At 65.9% G+C, this 23,893-nt stretch carries 21 protein-coding genes; 11 read left to right on the plus strand and 10 right to left on the minus strand.

What is annotated here, in order from left to right:
- Window positions 1–80 precede the first annotated feature (80 nt).
- Together ACZI8W_RS16340 and ACZI8W_RS16345 are read right to left on the minus strand one after the other, a co-directional pair.
- Window positions 81–1,457, minus strand: a complete 1,377-nt coding sequence (locus tag ACZI8W_RS16340) for a hypothetical protein (RefSeq protein ID WP_463369543.1) — start codon at window positions 1,455–1,457, stop codon at window positions 81–83.
- The gene (locus ACZI8W_RS16345) at window positions 1,454–2,128 is read right to left on the minus strand and encodes a hypothetical protein (protein ID WP_463369544.1); all 675 of its coding nucleotides are present in this window, start codon (window positions 2,126–2,128) and stop codon (window positions 1,454–1,456) included. Before ACZI8W_RS16345 ends, ACZI8W_RS16340 begins: the two co-directional genes overlap by 4 nt.
- Before the next feature lie 122 nt (window positions 2,129–2,250).
- On the opposite strand from ACZI8W_RS16345, the gene trmB reads away from it, so the two are divergent.
- The 3 genes from trmB to ACZI8W_RS16360 are packed head-to-tail and all read left to right on the plus strand — an operon-like array spanning window position 2,251 to window position 6,926.
- Complete coding sequence (gene trmB / locus ACZI8W_RS16350) at window positions 2,251–3,033, plus strand: tRNA (guanosine(46)-N7)-methyltransferase TrmB (RefSeq protein ID WP_463369580.1); 783 nt, start codon at window positions 2,251–2,253, stop codon at window positions 3,031–3,033.
- Complete coding sequence (locus ACZI8W_RS16355) at window positions 3,030–3,722, plus strand: NYN domain-containing protein (RefSeq protein WP_463369545.1); 693 nt, start codon at window positions 3,030–3,032, stop codon at window positions 3,720–3,722. The genes trmB and ACZI8W_RS16355 overlap by 4 nt, the downstream gene beginning before the upstream one ends.
- A 9-nt stretch (window positions 3,723–3,731) precedes the next feature.
- Window positions 3,732–6,926, plus strand: coding sequence for an MMPL family transporter (locus ACZI8W_RS16360; RefSeq protein ID WP_463369546.1), 3,195 nt, complete (start codon window positions 3,732–3,734; stop codon window positions 6,924–6,926).
- An 18-nt stretch (window positions 6,927–6,944) separates the two neighbouring features.
- Here the strand turns inward: ACZI8W_RS16360 and ACZI8W_RS16365 are convergent, their stop codons facing one another.
- From ACZI8W_RS16365 to macS, 3 genes are read right to left on the minus strand one after another with little or no spacing between them, the layout of a single operon-like run.
- On the minus strand, window positions 6,945–7,598 hold the full coding sequence (locus ACZI8W_RS16365) for a DUF1707 SHOCT-like domain-containing protein (protein WP_463369547.1): 654 nt from the start codon (window positions 7,596–7,598) through the stop codon (window positions 6,945–6,947).
- A gap of 38 nt (window positions 7,599–7,636) precedes the next feature.
- Entirely contained in the window at window positions 7,637–8,278 is a 642-nt protein-coding gene (locus ACZI8W_RS16370; protein ID WP_463369548.1) for a response regulator, read from the minus strand.
- Entirely contained in the window at window positions 8,271–9,440 is a 1,170-nt protein-coding gene (macS, locus tag ACZI8W_RS16375; RefSeq protein ID WP_463369549.1) for a MacS family sensor histidine kinase, read from the minus strand. The genes ACZI8W_RS16370 and macS overlap by 8 nt, the downstream gene beginning before the upstream one ends.
- A 170-nt stretch (window positions 9,441–9,610) precedes the next feature.
- Between macS and ACZI8W_RS16380 the strand changes: the two genes are divergently transcribed.
- From ACZI8W_RS16380 to ACZI8W_RS16400, 5 genes are all read left to right on the plus strand, one after another.
- Window positions 9,611–11,086: an adenylate/guanylate cyclase domain-containing protein gene (locus ACZI8W_RS16380; RefSeq protein WP_463369581.1), complete on the plus strand. Its 1,476-nt coding sequence runs from the start codon at window positions 9,611–9,613 to the stop codon at window positions 11,084–11,086.
- A 39-nt stretch (window positions 11,087–11,125) separates the two neighbouring features.
- Window positions 11,126–12,259, plus strand: a complete 1,134-nt coding sequence (locus tag ACZI8W_RS16385) for a lysylphosphatidylglycerol synthase transmembrane domain-containing protein (RefSeq protein WP_463369550.1) — start codon at window positions 11,126–11,128, stop codon at window positions 12,257–12,259.
- Between the two features lie 121 nt (window positions 12,260–12,380).
- Window positions 12,381–12,935, plus strand: a complete 555-nt coding sequence (locus ACZI8W_RS16390) for a YceI family protein (protein WP_463369551.1) — start codon at window positions 12,381–12,383, stop codon at window positions 12,933–12,935.
- 43 nt (window positions 12,936–12,978) lie between these two features.
- Entirely contained in the window at window positions 12,979–13,359 is a 381-nt protein-coding gene (locus ACZI8W_RS16395; RefSeq protein ID WP_463369552.1) for a DUF3054 domain-containing protein, read from the plus strand.
- Between the two features lie 88 nt (window positions 13,360–13,447).
- Window positions 13,448–14,905 carry a peptide MFS transporter gene (locus ACZI8W_RS16400; RefSeq protein WP_463369553.1) on the plus strand — a complete coding sequence of 486 codons (1,458 nt, stop codon included), beginning with the start codon at window positions 13,448–13,450 and terminating at the stop codon, window positions 14,903–14,905.
- A 27-nt stretch (window positions 14,906–14,932) separates the two neighbouring features.
- On the opposite strand, the gene ACZI8W_RS16405 is transcribed toward ACZI8W_RS16400, so the two are convergent.
- Together ACZI8W_RS16405 and ACZI8W_RS16410 are read right to left on the minus strand one after the other, a co-directional pair.
- On the minus strand, window positions 14,933–16,606 hold the full coding sequence (locus ACZI8W_RS16405; protein ID WP_463369554.1) for an NTF2-like N-terminal transpeptidase domain-containing protein: 1,674 nt from the start codon (window positions 16,604–16,606) through the stop codon (window positions 14,933–14,935).
- Between the two features lie 84 nt (window positions 16,607–16,690).
- On the minus strand, window positions 16,691–18,490 hold the full coding sequence (locus tag ACZI8W_RS16410; RefSeq protein ID WP_463369555.1) for a penicillin-binding transpeptidase domain-containing protein: 1,800 nt from the start codon (window positions 18,488–18,490) through the stop codon (window positions 16,691–16,693).
- Between the two features lie 250 nt (window positions 18,491–18,740).
- On the opposite strand from ACZI8W_RS16410, the gene ACZI8W_RS16415 reads away from it, so the two are divergent.
- Window positions 18,741–20,309, plus strand: coding sequence for an ABC-F family ATP-binding cassette domain-containing protein (locus ACZI8W_RS16415; protein ID WP_463369556.1), 1,569 nt, complete (start codon window positions 18,741–18,743; stop codon window positions 20,307–20,309).
- A 33-nt stretch (window positions 20,310–20,342) separates the two neighbouring features.
- On the opposite strand, the gene ACZI8W_RS16420 is transcribed toward ACZI8W_RS16415, so the two are convergent.
- The 3 genes from ACZI8W_RS16420 to ACZI8W_RS16430 all read right to left on the minus strand — a co-directional run bounded on the left by ACZI8W_RS16420 (window position 20,343) and on the right by ACZI8W_RS16430 (window position 23,129).
- Complete coding sequence (locus ACZI8W_RS16420; protein ID WP_463369557.1) at window positions 20,343–21,026, minus strand: TetR/AcrR family transcriptional regulator; 684 nt, start codon at window positions 21,024–21,026, stop codon at window positions 20,343–20,345.
- Between the two features lie 200 nt (window positions 21,027–21,226).
- On the minus strand, window positions 21,227–22,453 hold the full coding sequence (locus tag ACZI8W_RS16425) for an acyl-CoA dehydrogenase family protein (RefSeq protein WP_463369558.1): 1,227 nt from the start codon (window positions 22,451–22,453) through the stop codon (window positions 21,227–21,229).
- 97 nt (window positions 22,454–22,550) lie between these two features.
- Window positions 22,551–23,129, minus strand: a complete 579-nt coding sequence (locus ACZI8W_RS16430) for a TetR/AcrR family transcriptional regulator (protein WP_463369559.1) — start codon at window positions 23,127–23,129, stop codon at window positions 22,551–22,553.
- A gap of 52 nt (window positions 23,130–23,181) precedes the next feature.
- Here ACZI8W_RS16430 and ACZI8W_RS16435 point away from each other — a divergent pair, with 52 nt between their 5' ends.
- Window positions 23,182–23,277: a putative leader peptide gene (locus tag ACZI8W_RS16435; protein ID WP_463369560.1), complete on the plus strand. Its 96-nt coding sequence runs from the start codon at window positions 23,182–23,184 to the stop codon at window positions 23,275–23,277.
- 98 nt (window positions 23,278–23,375) lie between these two features.
- The gene (locus ACZI8W_RS16440; RefSeq protein WP_463369561.1) at window positions 23,376–23,891 is read left to right on the plus strand and encodes a DUF4242 domain-containing protein; all 516 of its coding nucleotides are present in this window, start codon (window positions 23,376–23,378) and stop codon (window positions 23,889–23,891) included.
- Window positions 23,892–23,893 lie beyond the last annotated feature (2 nt).

Consider the following 23,893-nt stretch of genomic DNA (forward strand, 5'->3'; position numbering starts at 1 on the left):
GCCTGCTCCTGAGTTCCGGTCCTGCGTTGCTCGTTGCCCTATACCGTTCCCTCACCCAATCCCTCACCCAATTGGATCCCTCACCCGATTGGACGCGCCGGATCGCCGACCGGTTCCACCTGTCGCAACACCGCCAGGTCCCGTTCACACGCCGCGATGCGGGCACGTTGCTCCCCGGTGTATCGACGGATCCGTTCGTCGATCGCTGCCACCCGCTCGTGGAGTTCGGTTGTCCGTGCGCGCTCCCGCGCTGCTGCATCATGATCGAGCTTCGATTCGGCGTCGAATGCGATTGTGCGGATCCACGCCTCGAGGTCCGCACGAAGCGAGGTCAGCTCGTCGAGAACCCACCGTCGCATCAACTCGCGGTGCGCCAGCTGCCTGCGCAGACGGACGAGCCACCAGGCGGCCACAGCGCCACACACGACCGTCACCAGCACCGACACTGCAACCGGAACCGCTCCGAGCATGGTGGCCGCGATGCGGCCGAGGCCCGCACCGGCAGATCCTCCCACCACGAGCGCGAGGCGATCATCGAGGCGGCGGCCGGGCACCTGCGGTGCGGGATCCGGTCCTGTCGTCGTCGGCTGCGCCGCGATTCCGAGCCTGCGCTCGGCCGCTGCAGCGACCTCGTCGCGGAGGCGCTGCCAGTGCGCGGTCAGCAGAGCCTCCACGTCATGCGGATCGGTGGAGCCCTCGTCGAGTGCGGCGCGCAACTCCGCCGACACCTCTCGCACTCGCACAGTGAGCTCCTGCATCAGTTCCACCCGGGCTCGATGCACGTCCGGGCGAGGCTCGGAGCCGACCGGACGCGTGACAAGTCGTTCACGCTCGGCACGCAGGTCCGAAGTGCCGTCGGCAGCCGAGAGCGCAGCGATCTCTTCTGCGATCATGCTGCGGGTCCGCGCGATCACCGCTGTGCGCGTCGCCTGGCCTTGCGGCGACGAAGCGGCCGCCGCAAGGAGCGCCTCGTGCACACCGACGATCCCCGACTCGAGTCCGAGCACCCGGCCTGCGTCACCACCGAGCTCACGTGCCCAGGCTGCGGCGACAGCCGACACCGGAATCACCACGACGCGCGCGAGCCACGGCGCGTGCCGATGCAGCAGTTCGATGTCGCGGTCGCGGACCGATCGCCATCCCGGATACCGATCGATGCCGGTGATCACGAACACCACGTCGGCCGCGTCGCGCGTCGCCGCGTCGAGTGCGGCCAGCTCGGTGCGGCCGAGAACTGAGGATGCGTCGAGCACCATGAGCACCACCGGTGCGTCACCGTTCTCGAGATATTCGACACCGCCGAGGGCTGCGAGTTCCGCCGTGAGTGTGGTGCGGCCAGTTCCCGTCACCCCCGCGACCCGCACCACTGGCGCACCGGGTTCCGGAACCGGCGATCGGTGCAGCCGTGCCCAACCGCGTGGGTTCCAGCGCCGCAGGACATCGTCGGCGGCACTCACGGAACCGCAAGCCCACGGACTGCAGGACCCTCGAGAGCCGCCTCGATCACATCCCGAGCCAGCGGGGACGCCCCGATCCCCGCGACCGCGCGCACGAAATCCTCGAACCGCCTGGTGTGGGCACCGTCGATACGGTCGGTGATCGTCGGGTGCAGGTTCGGGTCGTCCTGCGCGAACACCGGCACTTCCAGACCGGTGACTACTGTATAACCGGTGACTACTGCATCACCGGTAACCACTGCGACGACGCGACGGGAATCGAGTGCGTCGAGGAACCGGTGGTCGGCGGGATGCACCGAGGTCGGATCGAGCCGGGCAGGCAGGACGTAGACCACTACATCGGCGTCGAGAACGGGATCGGGAACCCCTGGGGCATCGACGACAGCCGCCTCCAGAGCACCGGACAGCACAGACAAGGCGGGGGCGGTCGACAGCGCACGCTGCATCTCTCCGCGTCCGACGCCTGTACGCCCCGCCACCTGGATCCGCAACCGCGCGGTGGACCGGGCGAGCGCAGAATGCAGCATACGTCCGGCCTCCGGATCCAGCCGATCCACCTCGTCCGCGATCCGACGCCAGGCACCTGCGTCCGCACACGGGCCTGCTTCCGCACGCTGTTCCCCCGGACACTGCACGTCCCCCGGACACTGCACGCTCGATTCCCCGGTCATGCTCCCCCCTTCGTTGCGACGGATTGTGTCAGAGAACACGTCCCGGCACCTCGCTGAGCACGACTGAACGCGACATTCGATGCAGCCATCCTGAGAAAACCCTGTGGCCACACCAGTCACTCCTGCCACGCACTCCGGCCATACGTGACAATGGTCGGGTGAACCACTCCGATCAGGACACGACCGACACGCTCGACGAGCAACCGGCCAGGGGGAATCGTCTGTACCCGCGGGTGACCAGCTTCCGCTCTCGCCGCGGATCTCTCACCGATCCACAGCAGGGCACATGGGACCGTCGCTGGCCCGAACTCGGTCGCGATGTCGGCGATGATCTGCTCGACACGCACGCATGGTTCGGCCGCCCGGCCCCCCTCGTGCTCGAGATCGGTTCCGGCACCGGCACCGCTGCCGTCGCGATGGCACAGGCCGAGCCGCACCTCAACCTGATCGCCATCGAGGTCTACCGCCCGGGCATCGCGCAGACGCTACAGCGGATCGAGCGCACCGCAGGCACCGACGCACCCGTGTCCAATCTGCGGATTCTGCGCGGCGACGCAGTCGAGGTCCTCGAGCGCATGGTCGCGCCCGAATCGCTGACCGGCGTCCGGGTCTTCTTCCCCGACCCGTGGCCGAAGGCGCGACACCACAAGCGCCGGTTGTTGCAACCCGAGACGTTCGCGCTCATCGCGAGCCGACTGAAGCCGGGCGGCGTGCTACACGTCGCGACCGACCACGCCGAGTATGCGGAGTGGATCCTGGAAGCCGGTAACGCCGAGCCGCTGCTCACAGATGTGACGTGGGAGTCTCCCATCAGCTGCGAACGTCCTGTCACGAAGTTCGAAGACAAGGCTCACCAAGTGGGTAGCCGCATCGCGGAGATGATCTGGGGGAAGATCGGAGCATGAGCGTCCACGAAGATGTGCCCGGTGCGCCCGGCACCGCCGTGATCGACAACACCGAACGACCCGGGCGCGTACTGCTCGTGTGGGACGCACCGAACCTCGACATGGGCCTCGGCGCGATCCTCGGTGGCCGCCCGACTGCGGCATACCGGCCACGGTTCGATGCGCTGGGCCGTTGGCTCCTCGGCCGCACGGCCGACCTGTCGCGTCACCGCAGCTCACCTCTCGAAGCCGAGGCGACCGTCTTCACGAACATCGCACCGGGCAGCGCCGACGTCGTGCGCCCCTGGGTGGAGGCTCTGCGTAATGTGGGCTTCGCGGTGTTCGCCAAGCCCAAGATCGACGAGGACAGCGACGTCGACTCCGATATGCTCGAGCACATCGAGTTGCGGCGCAGCGAAGGCCTCGCCGGTGTGATGGTGGCATCCGCCGACGGGCAGGCGTTCCGGGAACCTCTCGAGGAACTCGCCGCAGCCGGCATCGCGGTGCAGGTGCTCGGATTCCGCGAGCATGCCAGCTGGGCGGTGACCTCGGAGATCCTCGACTTCGTCGATCTCGAGGACATCCCCGGAGTATTCCGTGAACCACTACCTCGGGTCAGCCTCGAAACACTGCCGGACGAGGGTGCGTGGCTGCAGCCGTTCCGACCGCTTTCTGCCCTTCTTGCGGGGCGCAAGAGCGTCGCCGAATAGGAGATTTACGTGTTCGACCGTTGGGGAGAGCTCGTCGTCCGCGCGCGCTTCACTGTCATTGCGGTGATGGTCGCGGCGTTGCTCGGGCTCGCCGGGTACGGACTGAGCCTGAACGACCATCTCAGTCAGAGCGGCTGGGACGACCCCGGCTCGGAATCCGTCACCGCCGCGAAGCTGGCGGACGGCACATTCGGTCGAGACACCAGCGGTGATGTCCTGGCACTCATCACCGCGCCCGACGGCATGACCATCGACGACCCAGCGTTCACAGCAACCGTCGCCGACGGCCTGAACTCGTGGGTCGCCGACAACCCGGACCAGATCCTCATGATCAATGCGGCGTACTGGTCCACGGACGCAGCCCCGGCATTGCCGGCACTCGGCGACGCGTCCAAGCAGCATGGTGTGGCGTCGATCGCGATCGTCGGTGACAACGACACCGAGATCGCAGGAAACTTCCGCGACGTCAAGGACGCACTTCGAATCGACGGTGTCGACGTACAACTCGCCGGGTTGCAGCCGGTCACCGGCTCGCTCAACGACACGATGGCGAACGACATCAAACGCATGGAGATCCTCGCTATCCCCGCGGTAGGGATCCTCCTGTTCTTCGTGTTCGGCGGGGTCATCGCCGCGGCGCTTCCCCTCATCACCGGCGGGCTGACGGTCGTCGCTGCGAGCGGAATCGTGCGCCTGATCACCAACTTCACCGAGGTCAACTCCTTCGTCGAGCCGGTGGTGTCGCTGATCGGGCTGGGCCTGGCGATCGACTACGGACTGTTCATAGTGTCGCGGTTCCGGGAGGAACTCGCGGAGGGGTACGAGACCGGGGCAGCGGTGCGTCGCACCGTGGTCACCTCGGGACGCACCGTCGTGTTCTCGGCGACGATGGTGATCACCAGCCTCGGCGGTCTGCTGTTGTTCCCGCAAGGATTTCTCAAGTCCGTTGCCTACGGTGCGATCGCAACGGTGTCGCTGGCCGCACTGACGTCGGTGACGGTGCTTCCCGCGATCCTCGCCATCCTCGGTCGGCGCATCGACAAGTTCGGCATGAAGAAGTTCGGCCAGATCCAGTCCAACGAGCAGGTCGAGAACAGCTTCATCGGTCGCCTGACACGCTGGGTGATGCTCAACCCGATGAAGGTGACCATCCCCACTGTCATCGGTCTGCTCCTGCTCATCATGCCGCTGACCGGCATCAAGTTCGGCGGCATCAACGAGACGTACCTGCCGCCCGACCATCCGACCCGCGTCGCGCAAGCACAGTTCGACGAACTGTTTCCCGGCCAGCGCACCGAGCCGGTCAAACTCGTCGTCCGAGGCGCCGAGGGCGGCGACCTCAACCAGATCATCGAGACCGGCAGCGCCGCGCCCGGCCTGGTCGAGAGGTTCAGTATCGAGGGCCCCGCGAAGGACGGCGTCCGCGTCCTGAAGGCCGGTCTCGCCGAGCGCAACACCACCGCCGAGACCATCGACTACCTGCATTCGGCGTCGTGGCCCGACGGTGTCGAGGTGTACGTCGGCGGCACCCCGGCCATCGAGCAGGACTCGATCAAGGCACTGCTCGACACGCTGCCCTTGATGATCATCTTCGTTGTGGTGCTCACGACCATCCTGATGTTCCTGGCGTTCGGCTCGCTGGTGCTGCCCATCAAAGCCGCCTTGATGAGTGCGCTCGGGCTCGGTTCGACCCTCGGTATCCTCACGTGGATCTTCATCGACGGGCACGGCGCGAGCCTGCTGAACTTCACCCCCGGCCCCATCATGTCGCCGGTGCTCGTGCTCATCATCGCGATCATCTACGGTCTGTCGACCGACTACGAGGTGTTCCTGCTCTCGCGCATGGTCGAGGCCAGATCGCAAGGTGCCAGTACCACTGAATCGATCCGCATCGGCACCGCGCACACCGGTCGCATCATCACCGCCGCAGCGCTGATTCTCATCGTCGTCACCGGCGCGTTCGCCTTCTCCGAACTCGTGATGATGAAATACATCTCCTACGGCATGATTGCCGCTCTCATCATCGACGCAACGGTGATCCGCATGTTCCTCGTCCCCGCCGTGATGAAACTGCTCGGCGACGACTGCTGGTGGGCACCCAAGTGGATGAAACGGGTTCAGGAGAAGGTGGGTCTCGCCGAGCCCATCCTCGCCGACGAACTGATGCCCGAGGACGTCCCTGAACTGATCACCGTCGGCATGTTCGGCCCCTCGACGATCACGGCGACGGGGTCGCACCGATTCCCGAAGGGGGCGTTCGGCGATGCCGAGGGCGCAAGCGACCTGACACAGCCGATGCCCACGATCGCTGCACCACGCCCGGCCTCCGAGCAGCGACGGACACGCGATCTACCACCTCCGCGGCGGTCGCAGGGACGTCCGCCCGCGGCCCGTCAGCCGGCTCAGCCCGGCCAGCCGGGCGGGCCCGGCCAGCCGGGCGGGCCCGGCCCCCGTAGCGGCGCGGGGCTTCCGCCTCGCCGCGGCGACCAGACTTCGGCACCGATGCGTCGTGGACGTCCGGGCCAACCACCCGTTCCCCCTCAGCAGGGCCTCCCCCCGCAGCAGGGTGCGGGACAGCCTCCGCTTCCCACCCAGGGGATGCCGGCGCCCGGCAACGCGAGCGGTCCGCTCCCCCGACGTGGGGCTTCAGGTCCACAACAACCGGCTGCACCAGGTCCGCAGCAAGGCGCACCGCGACAGCAGGGTCAAGCACAACAGGCCCAGACCTCTCGCGAACAACCGTCGACCACGGCGATGCCGCCGTTGCCGCGCCGACAGCGTGGCTCGGTCCCCCCGCCACTGCCTCGCACGGACGTACGTCCTCAGGCGCAGGCGAGCAGCACCGGGGAGGACGTACAAGCAGGTGCAGGACGTCCGGGCCCCGCGCAGGGGCAGGTCCCTCGTCCGGAGGGTCGAGACCCGCAGGCCATCGAGAACTGGCTTTCGCAGATGCGGCGGGCACCGTCGGCCTCCGGCCACAGTCCCGGGGCATCGCAGGCACCCGAGGCGGGGGATCCGAACAACTCCGTTGCACGCAACCCTGAGGACATGCCGGAGGTGCCCCAGCGCGACGACCACCGCCGCCCGCCTCCGAGCCGGGATTCACGCGGGCCCGACACACAGAGCCGGCGACACGGTGGCGAAGACGCCGACGCCGAGACGATCAGCGTCAGCGAACTGATCGCACGGCAGCGCCGGCAGTAGAGCAAGCGGCCGTAGGAATCAGGTTCCCCGGAGGAACTTGCGCAGTCGTGCACCCATCGGGTGCGCGACTGTAAGGCTCCCGGCGCGCATCTTGCCCGTCACCACCAGGTGCAGCGGGCCGTACGGGGCACCTGCGCCCACCTTCGAATCCGCCGACGACGCGATGGACTCGAGGCCGTTGATGTCGGCTGTCGCCTCCATCGGCACCACGATGCTGATCGAGCTGAGGTAGTCACTGATCTCGATCCTCACCACCTGCGTCTGCATGACGGCCTCGGTGAAGTCCAGCGACACCGACGACGCCACCGTGTCGAGCTGCAGCACCGGCGGCACTTCCCAGCGGCCCTTGCGTGAAATCGTCGACATCCGGCCTTTGAGAACGGACCCGGTACCGGCCGGGTACATCGGCGAACTGGTCGTGGCAACGTGCGGCTCATGAGCTCGCGCGGGCGGAAACTGCGTCGGCTGTTGCTGGAACTCCGGGCGCATCTGGATACCTGGCAGGTCGACGAGCACCCGGTTCAGGTCTTCACGGGTCTTCGCGGCGAGCACAGTGTCCATCCGTTCGGTGAATTCACCGAGCGACAACATCCCCTGGCCGACTGCGCGCTGCAGCAGTTCACCCACGTGTTCACGTTCTGCGTCCGAGACTCTCAGATCCTTCGGGTCCATGCCGACCACTCTAGAGTCGTCAGTCCATTCCAGAGTCGTCAGTCCAGGCCCCGCTCGATCGCATACCGGGTCAGTTCCACCCGATTCGCCAGCTGAAGTTTACGAAGCGTGGCCTGCACATGGTTCTCGACGGTGCGGTGACTCAGCACCAGGCGCGACGCGATCTGCTTCGCAGACATCCCCTTCGCGACGAACCGCAGAACCTCGGTTTCACGGTCGGTGAGGGTCGGCGTCGACGATTCCCGCAGCTTCGACACCGACAACCTCCGATACTCGCCGAGCACGAGGCCCGCCAGACCGGGCGTGAATACGGCCTGCCCCGCTGCGGTCTTGACGACGGCTTCGACGAGTTCGGTGGCCGAAGCACTCTTCACCAGATACCCGGACGCCCCCGCCTTCACCGCGCCGAGCACATCGGCACGTTCGGACGACGCCGACAGCACGAGCACCCGCGACCGCGGCGACACCTCGAGCACCGCGCGGGTCGCGTCCGTTCCGCTGCCGTCGGTCAAGGACATGTCCATGAGCACCACGGTGGGTTCGACCATGGCACGTACACGCGCCGTCCGCACACTGTCGGCCTCCGCCACCACGCGGAAGCCGGCGTCCTCGAGATCTCGGGACACGGCGGTGCGCCAGATGGGATGGTCGTCGACCACCATCAGGGTGATCTCAGCCATGCGGTTCCTCCTTCGGGACGCGTATCTCCCACTCGGTGCCTTCACCGGGCGCAGTCTCGAGTTCCGCTGTACCGCCGAGCCACCGTGCCCGGCCGACGATCGATTTCGACACGCCGAGGCGACCCTGCGCAGATGCTTCGACCAGCCGTCCCGATGCGATACCGACGCCGTCGTCTCGGATCGAGAGAACTATCTCGTCGCCGAGATCTTCGAGCAGAACGAACGCCCTGGCACCCGGCCCTGCATGATGCTCGACGTTGTCGAGCGCGGTGGCGGCGAGCGCCACGAGTTCACCCGCGCGTGGCCGGTCCATCACGATGGGATCCGCGGGCGCCGCGACGGTGACATCGCCGTCGACCCGCATGCGCAGCATCGCGGTCAGGTCGACGTGCTGTCCGCCTCGATCGACCTCGGTGTCCTGCTCGGAGATCAGCCGACGCAGTGCCTCTTCCTGTTCACCGGCCAGCTGTGCGAGTTCGGCTCGGTCGACACCGAGTCCTGAATCCTCGTCGGCACGACGCTGCACGAGCGCGAGCACCTGCAGGACACCGTCGTGAACCTGCCTTGCAAGCCTGTCTCGTTCCTCCGTGGCCGCCGCGATCCGCATCGCGTCCTCGAGCTGACGGTGGGCCGTCCGGGCCGTCCTCATTGCAAATCCCATCGCGACGCCGCACGCGACGAGAACGGGCGCGGTCGCATCAGACCACAGATCGAGGTTGATCTGATCGCGCACTACCGCGCTGACCGCGGCCATCACGATCGCCGAGCCGATTCCGGCGAGCGGACCGGCGAAGATCGCGGCCGAGATGACGGCGTTGGCGACCCACAGTGTGGTCGGCATCGTCTGATGGTGGCTGTACCAGTCGTGATCGGAGATCAACCGTGTCGACGCCATGAGCCCGATCGCCGTGATCTGGTCGACTGCCACCACCACCGGGCGGCCCTGAGGTCCGCGCGCGAGGAGCAGCGCCGAGGCCAGCGACCACGCCACGAGGACGCCGATGAGGAACCAGCTCAACGTCTCGTCGGTGTAGTGGGGGACGGTCGAGAAGTGTGAGCTGACCGCGTATACGACGGTGACCAGGCGGAAGACCTGCGCTGCCCGCCACAGCGGCGCGTCCGGATCTGCCGTCTGCGAGAGCCCGGGTATGGACACCCCCATCGCCGCGCTCCTCGCCTTCGTCGTCGCTTTTTGGGTGAATCCAACCACTCGGTGACCCCAAAGTGCGACCACAAGGTCATGTGACCGTCCGCACAGTGGTTTGATTTGAAGTCGTGTTGAGGTCATATCGAGCAGTCGCCGCGACTTTGCGAAGCCGCTGGCCGCTCTACATGGTCTCGATGGGCGCCTCGAATCTGTTCGGTGCCATGCTGGTGTTCGCCTTCGTCCGGTATGGCCTGCCGATCGAGGAATCGGAGAACATCATCGCGGACAGGGTCCGCAATTTCGCCGTCTTCGCCGCCTACCTGACGTTCGCGGGGGCGGTGAGCCTGACTGCAGCAGCCCTGATGCTCCGGTCCGTAGTGCGGTGGCAACTGCGCGGCGGCCCGCCGACGCGGTCGGAGCAGATGGCTGCCCTGCACGCACCCCTGAGACAGGCGATCGTGCATCTCGCGCTGTGGTTGCTCGGTGGGGTGCTGTTCGTGTTCCTCACCGCGGAGGAACTACCGTCGCTCGCGATCACCGTAGCGATCACCGTGGCGATGGCCGCGACGACCACATTCGGTTTCACCTACATGCTCGGCGAACGCATCCTGCGCCCGGTGGCCGCGCGCGCGCTGAGCGAGGGCCGTTTCGATCGGACCATGGCACCCGGTGTCGGCACTCGCCTTGCGATGACGTGGGGCCTGGGCACCTTGATGCCGGTTGCCGGGATCGTGCTGCTGTGCGTCACGCAGCTGACGACCGACAACGAATTCGGTTCCGACGCACTCGCATGGTCGGTGCTCGCGTTGGCCGTGATGTCGATCGGGCTTGCGCTCGTCTTGTCGCTGCTCACATCGGCGCAGATCTCGGATCCCATCAAGCAGTTGCGCTGGGCCATCGAGCGGGTCCAGCGCGGTGCGTCCGGGGTCCAGGTCGAGGTGTTCGACGGCAGTGAGATCGGTCGGCTTCAGGTGGGTTTCAACCGGATGATGGCCGAGTCGGACGAGCGGCGTCGGCTGCGGCAATTGTTCGGTCAGCACGTCGGCGAGGACGTCGCACGCCGGGCTCTGCAGTACGGCACCGAACTCGGCGGCGAGACGCGGTACGTCGCCGTGCTGTTCGTCGATATGGTGGGCTCGACGGCCACCGCAGCCGAACGACCTCCGAACGAGGTCGTGGAGTTGCTCAATGAGTTCTTCCGGGTGGTCGTCGACGTCGTCGACAAGCACCACGGGTTCGTGAACAAATTCATGGGTGACGCAGCCCTGGTGATCTTCGGTGCACCACTGGACCGCCCCGATGCCCCTACTGCCGCGCTGGCTGCGGCACGCGAGCTGCGGTTCGCGCTCAACGAGATCACCGGGCTCGACATCGGCATCGGGGTCTCTGCCGGTCTGGCGGTGGCCGGAAACATCGGTGCCGCGGAGCGCTTCGAGTACACGGTGATCGGTGATCCGGTCAACGAGGCGTCGCGGCTGACCGAGCTCGCGAAACTGCGACCCAGCCGGGTGCTCGCGTCGTCGAGTGCTCTGTACTTCGCGGACGACGAGGAGCGCGGACACTGGGAGTTGGGCGACGAGGTGCAGCTGCGCGGACGGGGGCGCATGACCCATCTGGCATGGCCTGTTCGATCTCCCGAAGCGGCCTCCACCACCGGGTAACCAGACGGCGTCACCGACAGCGTTCGATACGCTGGCCGTGTGGCGCAGCCGCATGAAGACCGATCTGGCCCCGACGCTACACCGCGACGGGGCCGTTTTCGGTGGATCAAGTGGGTGTCCGCGGTCGCGCTGATCGCGCTCCTCATCGTCGAAGGTATCTATCTCTGGCCCTCGATGAGCGAGTCCTGGCGAGCGCTGACGGAAATGCACTGGGGCTGGGCCGCAGCGGCGGTGGTCGCGCAACTCGTGTCGCTCAGCGCATTTGCGGGGCTCCTCCGCAAAGTGCTGCGCGCGGGCGGGGTCCACGTGAGCATACCGCGGTCGACCTCGGTGGTCTACGGGAGTACTGCGATGGCAGTGACACTCCCCGCGGGTCTCGTTTTCTCCTCGGCGTTCACCTACCGGCAGACGCGCCGTTGGGGCGCGACACCGGTGGTCGCGTCATGGCAGCTCGCGGTGTCCGGAGTCATCTCCACCGCCGCACTCGCCAGCCTGGGGGTCGTGGGAGCATTCGCCGTCGGCTCGTCCGGCAGTCCCGGCACCTTGCTGCTGTCGATCGCGGCCGCCGGCGCGCTGCTCCTCGGCCTGTGGCATGTCACCCGGGATCCCCTGTCGGTCAAGACCTTCGTCACGTGGATTCTGAAGCGGTTCAACCGGCTGGCCAAGAGGCCCGGCGACGCCGGGGTCGACGCATTCGAACGCGTACTGTCCCAGCTCGAGGCGGTGCACCTCCGTCGACGGGATGTGCTGGCCGCGGCCGCGTGGTCGGGTCTGAATCGCGTGTTCGACATGATCTGCCTCGGATTCGCGTGCTGGGCAGTCGGCGGCACGCCCTCGTTGGCCGGCCTGATCATCGCGTTCACCGCGGCGAAGGCGGTCGGCAGCATCCCGCTGGCACCGGCAGGGCTCGGATTCGTCGACGGCACGCTGATTGCAACACTGACCGCCGCAGGACTGAGCGCATCGGAGGCTCTCGCTGCCGTGTTCGTCTACCGGGCTGTGAGTGTCGTGTTCGTTGCGGTACTCGGGTGGATCACCGTTGCGGTTCTGTATCGGGGAGCGAGCGCCGGTACGGAGATCGACCCGGTCGCAGAACGGAGCGCGCCCGGCGCAGGACCTTCTGTGGAAAGCGCGCCTTCCGCTGCAGAACGCACTGTTCTGCAGCCCGAATGAATCCCCTGCCGGAAAGTAGTTGCGAATTCAACTAGAAAATGGCATGCTTCTTTCGTAAGAAGTTGAAGGTTCAATGAACTGCCCGACGTATCACGACTGGAACAATCCGAAGGAGCACCCCATGACCGCCAGCACCACCTTCCTCCCCGGCCTGACCGCAGGCACCTGGGCCATCGACGCCGTCCACTCCTCCGTCGGTTTCTCCGTCCGTCACCTGATGGTCAGCAAGGTCCGCGGCACCTTCGAGAACTTCTCGGGCACCATCGTCGTCGCCGAGGACGGTGCCGCCACCGCGACCGCCGAAATCCAGGTCGCCTCGATCAACACCAAGAACGCCGACCGCGACGCACACATCAAGTCCGCCGACTTCTTCGACGCCGAGCAGTTCCCCGTAGCAACGTTCGCCACGACGGGTGTACGCGCCGACAGCGGCGACTACGTGCTCGCAGGCGATTTCACACTGCGCGGCATCACCAAGCCGATCGAGCTGAAACTCGAGTTCAACGGCGTCAACCCGGGCATGGGCCACGGCGCCGTCGCCGGCTTCGAGGCGACCACCGTGATCAACCGCAAGGACTACGGCATCAGCATCGAGATGCCCCTCGAAGGCGGCGGAGCAGTCGTCGGCGACAAGATCACGCTGAACATCGAAATCGAGGCGATTCTGCAGGCCTGACGCCACCGGCCGGGCCCGCGAGCACCGGGGATACCCTGGACGTGTGAGAAAGTACGTACCCGCGCTGGTCATCGACGTCATCCTGGTCGTCGCCTTCGCTGCGCTGGGGCGCTCCAGCCATGACGAAGCACTCGACCTCGTGGGCCTGGCCGGGACGGCATGGCCGTTCCTCGGCGGACTCACCATCGGGTGGTTCCTCACCGCGTGGCTCTACTGCGAGAAGTTCGACGCCTACGCCGCCGTCCCGACCGGGCTGACCCTGTGGGTGAGTACGCTCGTCGGCGGAATGATTCTGCGGACCCTGACTGGCCAGGGTACTGCCGCGGCATTCATCATCGTCGCGACACTGTCCCTCGGTGTCGTTCTCGTCGGGTGGCGACTCGTCGCTCAGGTGATCATCCGTCGTCGGGTACACACAGGGTAGTCATCACGACCGGAGGATCATCACGACCGGGTGATCGATGGGTCGAAATCGGCGACGCCATACACCCAGCGGTGCCACAGTGACCTTCATGAGCGACATCGCCGAGATTCGGTCCGACCACAGGTTCTTCGGACAACCGCTCCCCCTCGCCAACCTCTTCGGTGTCGAGATGTGGGAGCGGTTCTCGTTCTACGGCATGCAAGGCATCCTGATCTACTACCTGTACTACTCGGTCGCGGACGGTGGATTGGGTCTGAGCCACGTAGCAGCCACCTCGATCGTCGGCGCGTACGGCGGCACCGTCTACCTGTCGACGATCGTCGGCGCCTGGATCGCCGACCGCCTCCTCGGCGCCGAACGCACCCTGTTCTACAGTGCGGTGCTCATCATGTGCGGGCACATCGCTCTGGCGGTACTCCCCGGGTTCGCCGGGGTCGGGGTAGGCCTGATCTGCGTCGCGTTCGGTAGCGGCGGGCTCAAGGCCACGGCAACCTCGATGGTCGGCGACCTCTACGACAAAGACGACGACCGACGCGACGCCGGATTCTCGATCTTCTACATGGGCATCAATCTCGGCGCCCTTGTCGGGCCGCTCCTCACCGGATTCATGCAGACCCGGTACGGCTTCCACTGGGGGTTCGGCCTGGCCGCGGTCGGAATGGCGCTCGGTCTCGCGCAGTACACGATCTACCGCAGTCGGTTCGGCACAATCGGCAACACACCGCCACATCCGCTCCCCGCAGACCTTCGACTTCGCGTCGCCGGTGGAGCCGCGGCCGCCATCACCGTCGTCGCCGTGCTCGCGGCGACGGGCGTAATCACCTCGGGCAACATGTCCGACATCGTGGTTGCGCTCACGATCGCTGCGGCAGTCCTCTACTTCGCCATCATTCTGACCAGCAAGCACATCACGCCGGTCGAACGCAGCCGGGTCTGGTCGTTCATCCCGATGTTCCTCGCCAGCGCCGTCTTCTGGTCGTTGTTCCAGCAGCAGTTCACGATGGTTGCTGTGTATTCCGACACACGCCTGAACCGCGAGCTGTTCGGCTGGGAATTCCCGCCGTCGTGGGTCCAGTCCATCAATCCGGTCTTCATCATCATCTTCGCCGGTGTGTTCGCCGCAGCGTGGACCAAGCTCGGCCCGCGGCAACCGTCGTCGCCCATCAAATTCGCATGCGGCACCATCATCATGGGCATCGCGTTCCTGTGCTTCATTCCGATGGCGGGAGGCGGCGCGGGCAGCGCGCCTCTCCTCGGACTCGTCGGAATCCTGCTGCTGTTCACTCTGGCCGAACTGTTCCTGTCACCGGTCGGGTTGTCGCTGACGACGAAACTTGCCCCGAAGAACTTCCACACGCAGATGGTTGCCCTGTTCTATCTTTCGGTCGCGCTGGGCAGCGCCATGGCCGGCACCCTGGCCGGATCCTACGACGAGGACAACGAGGTGCCCTACTACCTGTGGATCGGCGGTGCCTCGATCGCCGTCGGCCTGATACTGATCGCCTTCACTCCTCGGATCCGCAAGCTCATGCACGGAGTGCACTAGCCACTCATGCACAGAGTGCACCAGGGATCACGCGGGCGGCTTCGCCAGTTCGGTGAGGAAGCGGTCGGCCATCTTCACGGCGCGGTCGCCGCCGTCGGCGTCGGCAACGAACACCGCGAACGCCACGTCGCCGGTGTAGCCGAAGAACCAGCGGTCGTCGCCGGCCGTGGCGGCGATCCCGGCGAGGCCCGGGTGGCCTTTCAACAAGGACGCGGGGCCGTTCTGGACGTTGTCGATCATCAGCCCGCGCAGCGCGTCGGTCACGTGCGCGGGCAACGGCTCGGGTTCCTCGGCGACCGTCGCGGGCCTGCCCTGCACGAGCATGGGTGCTGGAGCCTCGCCGCGCGCGATGGACGCGGCGAGCAGCGCGGCGCCGAGCGGACTGACAAGTGCTTCGTCGTCGCCATCGCCGGTGAACTGCACCACCCCGGACCTGCCGTGCCCGATCTGTGCAGTCTCGAATTCGAAGCCCGGCACCGAATACCCCACGCCGAGCCCGAGGCGACGCGCGGTATCGGCCAGATCGTCGGTGTTCACCGAATCGGGCGCGACACCGCGGTCGAGTCCGGCCGCCACCCGGACGGGGTCGAAGACCGAACCCGCCGAGTAGAGACCCCGGGTAGCTACGGGGCCGAGTTCCATCGCCTGGTTGTTGACGTCTGCGGCGAGGATCCCGCCGGTGGACGGCTGGATCGCGACAAGCGCCGCGGGAGTTCCCACGGTGACGACGGCTTCCTTCGCTGCGAGCTGCACGTGCGAATCGACGGTGGACGTCATATCCGGAGGCGGGGGCCCCTGGAATCCAGCGACCTGGATCGGTCCCTGCTCGGGGTCTTCGAGCGTCACGGCCCAGCCGGCGGTGTTGTCGCGTTCGAGTTGCCACGCGGAGCGGAGTGAATCGAGCAGGGGCGTCGAGACCCGCCGGTCGGAGCTGATCAGCGTGGGCGTCTTGATGACTTCGACACCGGGGATGGCGACGATGCCGCCTTCGAGGAATTGATAGTCCTGGTCGCGGAGTTTGACCGCGGTGATCCGGGCTCCGGGGTCGGCGGCGAGCCGCTCCTGCATGAGCTCGGCGGTGATCACCGGCGCGACAGGCGCGAGGATCTCGGCAAGCCGTGTCGTGCTGGCACCGGGATCGGGCATGAAGGCAGGATTGAGCACAACCGCATTGATCGTCTGCTCCTCCATCAGAGGTTTACCCGTGCGGTCGAAGATCTTGGGCGGCGCGGCGTCCGTCCGCACATGGTGGACAGTCCGGCCCGCGAGGTCGGGCACAACCACATCGGGGCTCCACGACACGCGCCAGCCGACGGCCAGTTTCCGGACGGAACCGTCGACCTGGTAGTGCCAGTCCTTGTTCTCTCCGAAGTTCCAGTCGGCCGTAAGTGTGAAGTATCCGGAGTCCTCGTTGAGTTCGACGAGTTGAGTGACGTCGTAGTCGACACTGCCATCGGACAGACCGTCGAACATCTGTGCCAGCACAGGTTCGGCGGCGTTCGGATATGAGGTGAGCTCGGCGGCGTCGCCGGGTTCGCGGTCGTTGAGTGCCTCCACGAAATCGTCGACCAGGATTTCGGCATCGCTGCGCGGGTCATTGAACACGAAGGTGTTCAGGCCCACCGCTGCAGCCACGGCCACGGCAGCACCGAGGGCGACAGTGCGAACGCCTCGCCGACGCTGCCACTCTCGAAATCCCATACTCCACAACCTTCACTCCAGCAACATCAGCCACAAGCACGAGTCGTCTACGTTGCGATCACGATTGCACTACATCCGAAAAGATCACCTCCCCAGCCACTGTCCGGCCGCCCCCACGGCGGGAGCCGAACTACCGGCGCCCGCGACGAACACTGCGAACGCCAGGTTATCCTGTGCTCCGATGAACCAGCCGTGTGCCCCGCTCACGTCGCCGACTACCCCGCTGTTGCCACCGTACTCCGCGGTTCCGGTCTTTCCGATCAGTTCGGGAAAGTCGCTCAGCGCGCTCGCCGTACCCTCGGTTACGGTCTCTCGCATCATCGTTCGCAGTGCGGCAATGTCGTCTGCGGGGGCAGGTGCAACCTCCTGATCGGCCGTCGCCGGTTGCCCGTCGACGAGCGTGGGCAGCGGCGTTTTCCCACCCGCGATCGACGCGGCGACGAGCGCCATTCCGAATGGCGATGCCGTCACCTGCCCCTGCCCGATCGCGCCTTCGACACGCGCCGCCCCCGAATCCATCGGCGGGACACTTCCGGTGACGGTCACGAGCCCGGGCGTGACGTAGTCCACGCCCAGTCCGAACTGCAAGGCAGCGTCGGTCAAGGCCGTGGACGGCATGTCCACAGCGAGTCCGGCCATGGTGGTGTTGCACGAGTTCGCGAACGCAGTGTGCAGGGGAACCTCGCCGAGGTCGAAGCTCTCGTCGTTCGGGATGGTCCGGTCGCCGATCGTTGCGACACCGGGGCAGGGAAGGACCGTGTCGGGTTCGGCGAGACCCGCCTGCAGCGCCGCCGATGTGGTCACCGTCTTGAAGGTCGACCCCGGTGGGTACAGGCCGGTGAGCGCTACTGGCCCCTCCTGATCGGCCGCAGCGTTCTGCGCGACGGTGCGTACCGCGCCGGTGTCGGCGTCGATCCCGACGATCACCGCAGGCCGATCGAACGACGCGAGGGCGGCTTCCGCGCGCACCTGCAGATCCGGATCGATCGTGGTGTGCAGGTCGGGGGCCTCGCCGGCCTCCGCACCGGCGATCGATCGAACGGTGCCGTCGGAGGTCACCGACTGCACCGCCCAACCCGCCGTCGCGGCCTGATTCTCATGCCACATCTCGTCCAGACCCGACCACACGGGTGACGCCAGATCGCGATCAGCGGTGAGCAGTCGTGCCTGCGGAGCGAGCGTCACCCCGGGCAACGCGGAGAGTTGCTCTTCGATCGGCGCGAGATCCGGCTCGCGCAGGGCCACCGCAGTCATCGGCGCGCTGGCCGCCTGTTCGAGGTTCGCAGCGAGAGAGCCCGCAGTGATCGTCGGCGCTGCGGTAGCGAGCAACGGCGCCACCGCAGCGGGGTCGGCCGACGAATCGAGGTTCACGAGCGTCACGATCTGCTCGCTCATCAGCGGTTGCCCCGCTCCGTCGAAGATCGTCGGCGGCGTTCCCGTGGTCGGGGTGTAACGCAGCGACGTATCTTCGCCAAGGCCCGGTGCCACTACGGCCGGATCCCACCGGACCCTCCAGCCGTCGTCGTCATCCGACTCGCCGGCCGGATCCTCGATCGCTGAGCCGGTAGTGCGATACGACCAGTCCCGCCCCTCCCCGAAGTTCCACGACACGTCCAGATCGAACGTGTCTCCGTCGCCGACACTCGCGACCGTCACGGTGGGATCGTCGTTGCCCAATCCGTCGAACAGACCCGAGATCGTTGCCCCCGCGGCCGCCGGATCCGTGGTCAGTGCTGCGGCGGATGCTGCGTCACCGGAATCCAGCGCAGCGGCGAACTCGTCGGCTACCGTGTCGGGCTGATCGGGCCCCGTAGCGCAGCCGACCACGCCCAGGGTGAGGGAGGCTGCCGTCACGAGCGTGACTGTCCGTCGACCGATATGCATGTCACGATCATGCCGGAGATCGGACAACGGTGCCGTCGCCGATCTGCGATCCGGCAACCTGAGCGACGACCACCCTGCAGCATCACCCTGTGTGACGACCCACAGATCAATTCGATTGCGCAACCCGCAATGCTGCCCTTATCGTGGAGATCGCATCTGTTCCCGGCGTTCGGAGAAGGCATTGCTCCTGTAGAGGTTCTCGACTCACCGCGCGATATACGCGGGCCGTCTCTCACCTCCAGGAGTTCGCATGTCTGTACCCATTTCTGCATCCAGCAGTGTCACGCTGTCCGCCCTCACCTACGAGCATTCCGACGGCACCCCCGTCTTCGACGGTCTAGACGCGACGTTCACCGTCGGCCGCACCGGCCTCGTCGGGCGGAACGGGAGCGGCAAAAGCACTCTGCTACAACTCATCTCCGGCGATCTCCGCCCGGCCCGCGGGTCCGTGACAATATCCGGACGTGTCGCGTACCTGCCACAGGACATCACCCTCGACCCCACCGTGTCGGTTTCCACCGTCCTCGGGATCGACACCGTGCGAACAGCGTTGCAGCGTATCGAATCCGGAACCGGCACCGTCGACGACTTCGACATCGTCGGTGACCGCTGGGACGTCGAAGAGCGTGCGCTCGCAACAGTGCATCGACTCGGGCTCGATCGAATTCTGCATGACGAACACGATTTCGATCGCACCGTAGGCACGCTCTCCGGCGGGGAGACCATCCTGCTCGGACTCACCGCCCGGTTGCTCACCGAACCCGGCGTGCTGTTGCTCGACGAACCGACCAACAATCTCGACACGGCCGCCCGCGAACGACTGCAGGACGCTCTCGACCGTTTCCCCGGTACGGTGATCGTCGCAGGCCATGATCGCGATCTACTCGATCGGATGGACACGATCGCCGAACTACGCGACGGACGTCTTCGCATGTTCGGCGGTGGTTTCAGCGATTACGAGCAGATCATCGAAGCCGAACAGGCGGCGGCTCGGTCCGCGATGCGGGACGCGCGCAGCGATGTGCGCCGCCAGGCCCGTGAACTTGCCGCAGCTCACATCACGCTCGATCGACGAGCCCGCTACGGCCAGAAGATGTTCGAGAACAAACGTGAACCGAAGATCATCATGGGGATGCGGAAACGGCAGGCACAGGAATCTGCCGGCCGGTACCGCCGCGAGCACGAGGGAAACCTCGAATCTGCGCGAGCACAGCTCGACCGGGCACAGGAGGCGGTGCGGAACGATCGTGAGATCCGGGTGGATCTGCCCGGCACCTCGGTGCATCCGGGTCGCCGGGTTGCCGAGGGTCCGCTCGAGATCGTCGGACCCGAACGCATCGCAGTACGCGGGCCCAACGGTTCGGGCAAGACCACGCTGCTGCGCCGGATCGTCGAGGCCGGGCCGTTGGTTCCGTTTGCGCTGCTTCCCCAACGCCTCGACATCTTCGACGACACGGCGTCGGTGGTGGCGAATGCAGAAGGGCGCGCACCGCACCTCCCTCCTCAGGAGGTGCGTGCACGCCTGGCGCGCTTTCTGTTCCGCGGGTCCGACGCCGATGTCCCCGTCGGAGTCCTGTCGGGGGGTGAACGGCTTCGCGCCGCGTTGGCCATCCTCCTCGCTGCCGACCCCGCTCCACAGCTGCTGATCCTCGACGAACCGACCAACAACTTGGATCTGCCCAGCCTCGCGCACCTGACCCAAGCGCTGCAGGCGTTCGAAGGCGCGCTGGTGGTGGTGTCCCACGACGAACGGTTCCTCGACGACATCGGGGTGACACGATCACTTACTGTGGGTAGCTCGGTCGCTCCGGGACCATGACGTGACTCGCAGCCCAGTCGGACGGCAGTCCGATCAGACAGTCAACGGTTCCGCTGCCCGCAACATGACCGACTCCACCAGTGCGCTGATCATCCGCTTCATCACGTCGGTGGAGTCGGGCACCGACAGGCCCACGACGTCGCGCAGCGAAACCCAGGTCGGCCATGTCGACGTGATGGCGATCGCCTGGACGATCCGGACGCGTTCCAGGTCGTCGGCGCGGGCGAACTCCCGAGCGAACAGCACCCGCACTTCGATCTCCGCTCGCTCGAGATAGCTGTAGCGGTTGCGTTGCAGTTCTTCCGAGAACGGTGCCCGAACCTCCGCCGATCGAGAGAAAGGAGCGATGTACTCGAGCGCCTCGGCACGCTGACGGCAGTACCGGTCGATACGTTCCGCGAGGGGCAGGCTCGGATCAACCGGTTCGTGCGCGTCGTCTTGACGACGCATCAACTCGGTGCCCGTTGCCGAGAAAAGCGTCTCGAGGTCGCCGAAGTGCCCCCACAAGGATCTCAGCGACACTCGTGCCCGCTCCGCAATCTGCGCGCCGGTCGGTTTGAGTTCGCCGTCGCGGATCAACGCGATATGCGCGTCGATGACCGCTTGACGTGTACGTTCGGCGCGCGCCGACCGGCCGTCGATACTGATCGGCGTGGTCGGTCGGTCGTCGAACCGGATTATCGGCCGGTCTCTCGACCCATTCTCTCCCCCGTGCATAGTGATCCTCCCCGATACTTGTGCACTCTGCTAACAGTTAACTCGCGTTACAGCTAAATCGGTCCCGTTCCGTAAGCCCACGTGCCAAGATATGCGAAGACACCGGGCAATTACCACTACCCGGTGTCTGTCGGCGCGGTTTTCGTGTTACCGACCGAATCTGCAACTGGGGAGACTCACCCCGAAAACAGTCATTTCGGTCATTTCGACAAAAGCCCCTTCGCGATGTGCGTCACCTGGATCTCGTTGCTCCCCGCGTAGATCATCAGCGACTTCGCGTCGCGCGCGAGCTGCTCGACACGATATTCGGCCATGTAGCCGTTGCCGCCGAAGAGCTGCACTGCCTCCATCGCGACCTCGGTGGCGGCGCGCGACGAATACAGCTTCATCGCCGAAGCCTCCGACAGGCTCACCGGCTTCCCCGCCTGCGCACGCTCGATCGCGCTGAACACCATGTTCTGCACGTTGACCCGCGCGATCTCCATCTCCGCAAGCTTGAGCTGAATGAGCTGGAACTGCGAGATCGCAGTGCCCCACAACTTGCGCGACTTCGCATACTCGGTGCACAACGTCAGGCATTGCTCGATGATGCCGAGAGACAGATAAGCGATCCCGATACGCTCGGCCGCGAACGACTCCTTCGCGCTGCTCTTGCCATCGCTCTTCCCGCCGTCCTCGGTTTCCCCGAGCAGGCGATCGCGCGTGATGCGCACATTGTCGAAGAACAACTCACCGGTGGGTGAGGAGTTCATGCCCATCTTCTTGAACGGCGGGCTCTGAGTGAGGCCCTCCATTCCCTTGTCCAGTACGAACGCGAGAACCTTGCGGTCGCGTCGGTCGATCGTCGCGTCGCCGTCGTCGAGTTTGGCGTAGACGACGATGACGTCAGCGTACGGACCGTTGGTAATGAACGTCTTCTGCCCGTTGAGGATGTAATCGTCGCCGTCACGGCGCACGGTGGTCTTCATTCCACCGAACGCGTCGGACCCCGAATCCGGTTCCGTGATGGCCCAGGCGCCGACCTTGTCGAACGTCACCAGCTCGGGTAGCCAGCGCTTCTTCTGGGCGAGGGTGCCGCGACCGCGGATCGTGCCGGCGGTGAGCCCGAGACTCACCCCCATCGATGCGACCAGCCCCAGGCTCACGCCCGCGAGATCGATGTTGAGCAGTGCTGCCATGCCCGGCGACCCGCCCGTCCCTCCCGAGCCTCCGGACGAGCTCTCGCCCTGCTCCTCTTTCGCGAGTGCCCGTTCGAGGGACTCGCGGGCCATCTCGTCGATCCCGAACGCGGCGTACATCTTGCGGATGATGCCGAACGGCGGAAGCTCACCGGACTCGAGCTCATCGACGTGGGGGCGGATTTCCTTCTCGATGAATCCGCGCAGCGCGTCGCGGAACATGAGGTCTGTGTCGGACCACTCGTACATGAACGAAATATAGAACATGTTCCTGTTCGTGTACACCGCCGGTTGTGCACACCGCCCGGCACCGGGTTCTGTGCGCTCGCGCGCCGCCGTGAACCCGTCAGGCGCTCCGAACCGCCGCGATGAGTTCCGCAGCGAGTTCACGGCCGCGGCGGATCGGCTCGGTCGAGTGCTCGAACTTCGAACCGGCGAGCGCTCCGTCGTAGATCAACCGCACGCGTTCGGCCGTTGCGGCGGAATCCGGGGCAGCGATCCGGTCCAGTAGTCCCACCAGAGTATCGAGCAGCCACTCACGATGCGCCAGCACCGGCGCGATCCGCTCGTCCGGGAACTCAGTGGCCGCATTGGCGTACTGGCATCCCCGGAAGTTCTTTCCCGGCGCCGAGGCCAGAGCGAGATCGAAGAAGGTCAGGATTCGGCACACCGGGTCGTCCATGCCTGCTACGGCATCGCTCCACCTCGACCGATCATGTTGGTCGAGGCGGTCGAGGTAAGCGTGGACGAGGCCATCCTTCGAGCCGTAGGTCGAGTACAGGCTCGCACGCGCGACACCCGACTCGGCGAGGATCCGATCGACACCCACCGCGCGAATGCCGAACTCGGCGAACAATGCGCTGGCAGTGTCGAGGAGCCGTTCCGCAGGCGGTCGCTTGACGATGGTTTCGACTGTGGTGCGCACACAGAAGAGAGTATCGGATCGAACCGATAGACAGACCGTTCTATCCATATGTATGGTGGCACTCGTGACACGCCGTCTTCTGACCCGTCGCCTGCACGTGGATCTCGTGCGGGTGACCGGTGCTGCGTGTTGTCGCTTCCTGCGCTGACCGGCTCCTGCCTCGCCTCGTTCATCACTTCCTGACGAAAGCCTGCGCTCACCCCTGCCGTCAGCATGCCCACCCCGACCTACCCGGAAGGTGACCCCATGTCGCTGTATCTCTACGAGCTCGTCCCCACCGAAGGCCAAGCAGAGGCCGCCATCAAGGCATTCGACACCGCAGTCGTCAACGCCGGTGGCGAACTGATCGAATCGCAGGTGACCTCCGGCGGCACACGCATCTTCGCTGTCGCCGAGTTCGCTGCATGCCGCGCAGCACAGCTCGAGGCAGCAACCCTGGACGTTGCAGAAGTAGTGGGCCCCAACGAAGTTCGACTTGTCGGCGCCGACCTCGACCAGATCAAGGCCGCACGCCCCGAGGCCGGCTATCTCGTCGAGTGGGACATCCCCGATACGATCGACATGGAGACCTATCTCGCGCGCAAGAAGGCCAACTCACCGAAGTACGCGAACGTCCCCGAAGTGAGCTTCCTGCGCACCTACGTCCGCGAGGACATGGACAAGTGCCTGTGCTTCTACAACGCTCCCGACGAGGACGCCGTCGTCCGCGCTCGCGAAGCCGTCAGCACCCCGATCGACCGCATCCACTCTCTCGAAGGATAGGC

The sequence above is a fragment of the Rhodococcus ruitaii genome (genome assembly GCF_055230935.1).

What these genes read in the sequence shown, in the direction of transcription:
- ACZI8W_RS16365 (WP_463369547.1), bottom strand. Translation starts at nt 7,598, where the DNA reads ATGGACCCGAAGGATCTGAGAGTCTCGGACGCAGAACGTGAACACGTG.
- ACZI8W_RS16410 (WP_463369555.1), bottom strand. Translation starts at nt 18,490, where the DNA reads ATGCATATCGGTCGACGGACAGTCACGCTCGTGACGGCAGCCTCCCTC.
- ACZI8W_RS16435 (WP_463369560.1), top strand. Translation starts at nt 23,182, where the DNA reads ATGGTGGCACTCGTGACACGCCGTCTTCTGACCCGTCGCCTGCACGTG.
- ACZI8W_RS16370 (WP_463369548.1), bottom strand. Translation starts at nt 8,278, where the DNA reads ATGGCTGAGATCACCCTGATGGTGGTCGACGACCATCCCATCTGGCGC.
- ACZI8W_RS16405 (WP_463369554.1), bottom strand. Translation starts at nt 16,606, where the DNA reads ATGGGATTTCGAGAGTGGCAGCGTCGGCGAGGCGTTCGCACTGTCGCC.
- ACZI8W_RS16345 (WP_463369544.1), bottom strand. Translation starts at nt 2,128, where the DNA reads ATGACCGGGGAATCGAGCGTGCAGTGTCCGGGGGACGTGCAGTGTCCG.
- ACZI8W_RS16380 (WP_463369581.1), top strand. Translation starts at nt 9,611, where the DNA reads ATGGTCTCGATGGGCGCCTCGAATCTGTTCGGTGCCATGCTGGTGTTC.
- ACZI8W_RS16420 (WP_463369557.1), bottom strand. Translation starts at nt 21,026, where the DNA reads ATGCACGGGGGAGAGAATGGGTCGAGAGACCGGCCGATAATCCGGTTC.
- ACZI8W_RS16415 (WP_463369556.1), top strand. Translation starts at nt 18,741, where the DNA reads ATGTCTGTACCCATTTCTGCATCCAGCAGTGTCACGCTGTCCGCCCTC.
- macS (WP_463369549.1), bottom strand. Translation starts at nt 9,440, where the DNA reads ATGGGGGTGTCCATACCCGGGCTCTCGCAGACGGCAGATCCGGACGCG.
- ACZI8W_RS16355 (WP_463369545.1), top strand. Translation starts at nt 3,030, where the DNA reads ATGAGCGTCCACGAAGATGTGCCCGGTGCGCCCGGCACCGCCGTGATC.
- ACZI8W_RS16400 (WP_463369553.1), top strand. Translation starts at nt 13,448, where the DNA reads ATGAGCGACATCGCCGAGATTCGGTCCGACCACAGGTTCTTCGGACAA.
- ACZI8W_RS16390 (WP_463369551.1), top strand. Translation starts at nt 12,381, where the DNA reads ATGACCGCCAGCACCACCTTCCTCCCCGGCCTGACCGCAGGCACCTGG.
- ACZI8W_RS16440 (WP_463369561.1), top strand. Translation starts at nt 23,376, where the DNA reads ATGTCGCTGTATCTCTACGAGCTCGTCCCCACCGAAGGCCAAGCAGAG.
- ACZI8W_RS16425 (WP_463369558.1), bottom strand. Translation starts at nt 22,453, where the DNA reads ATGTACGAGTGGTCCGACACAGACCTCATGTTCCGCGACGCGCTGCGC.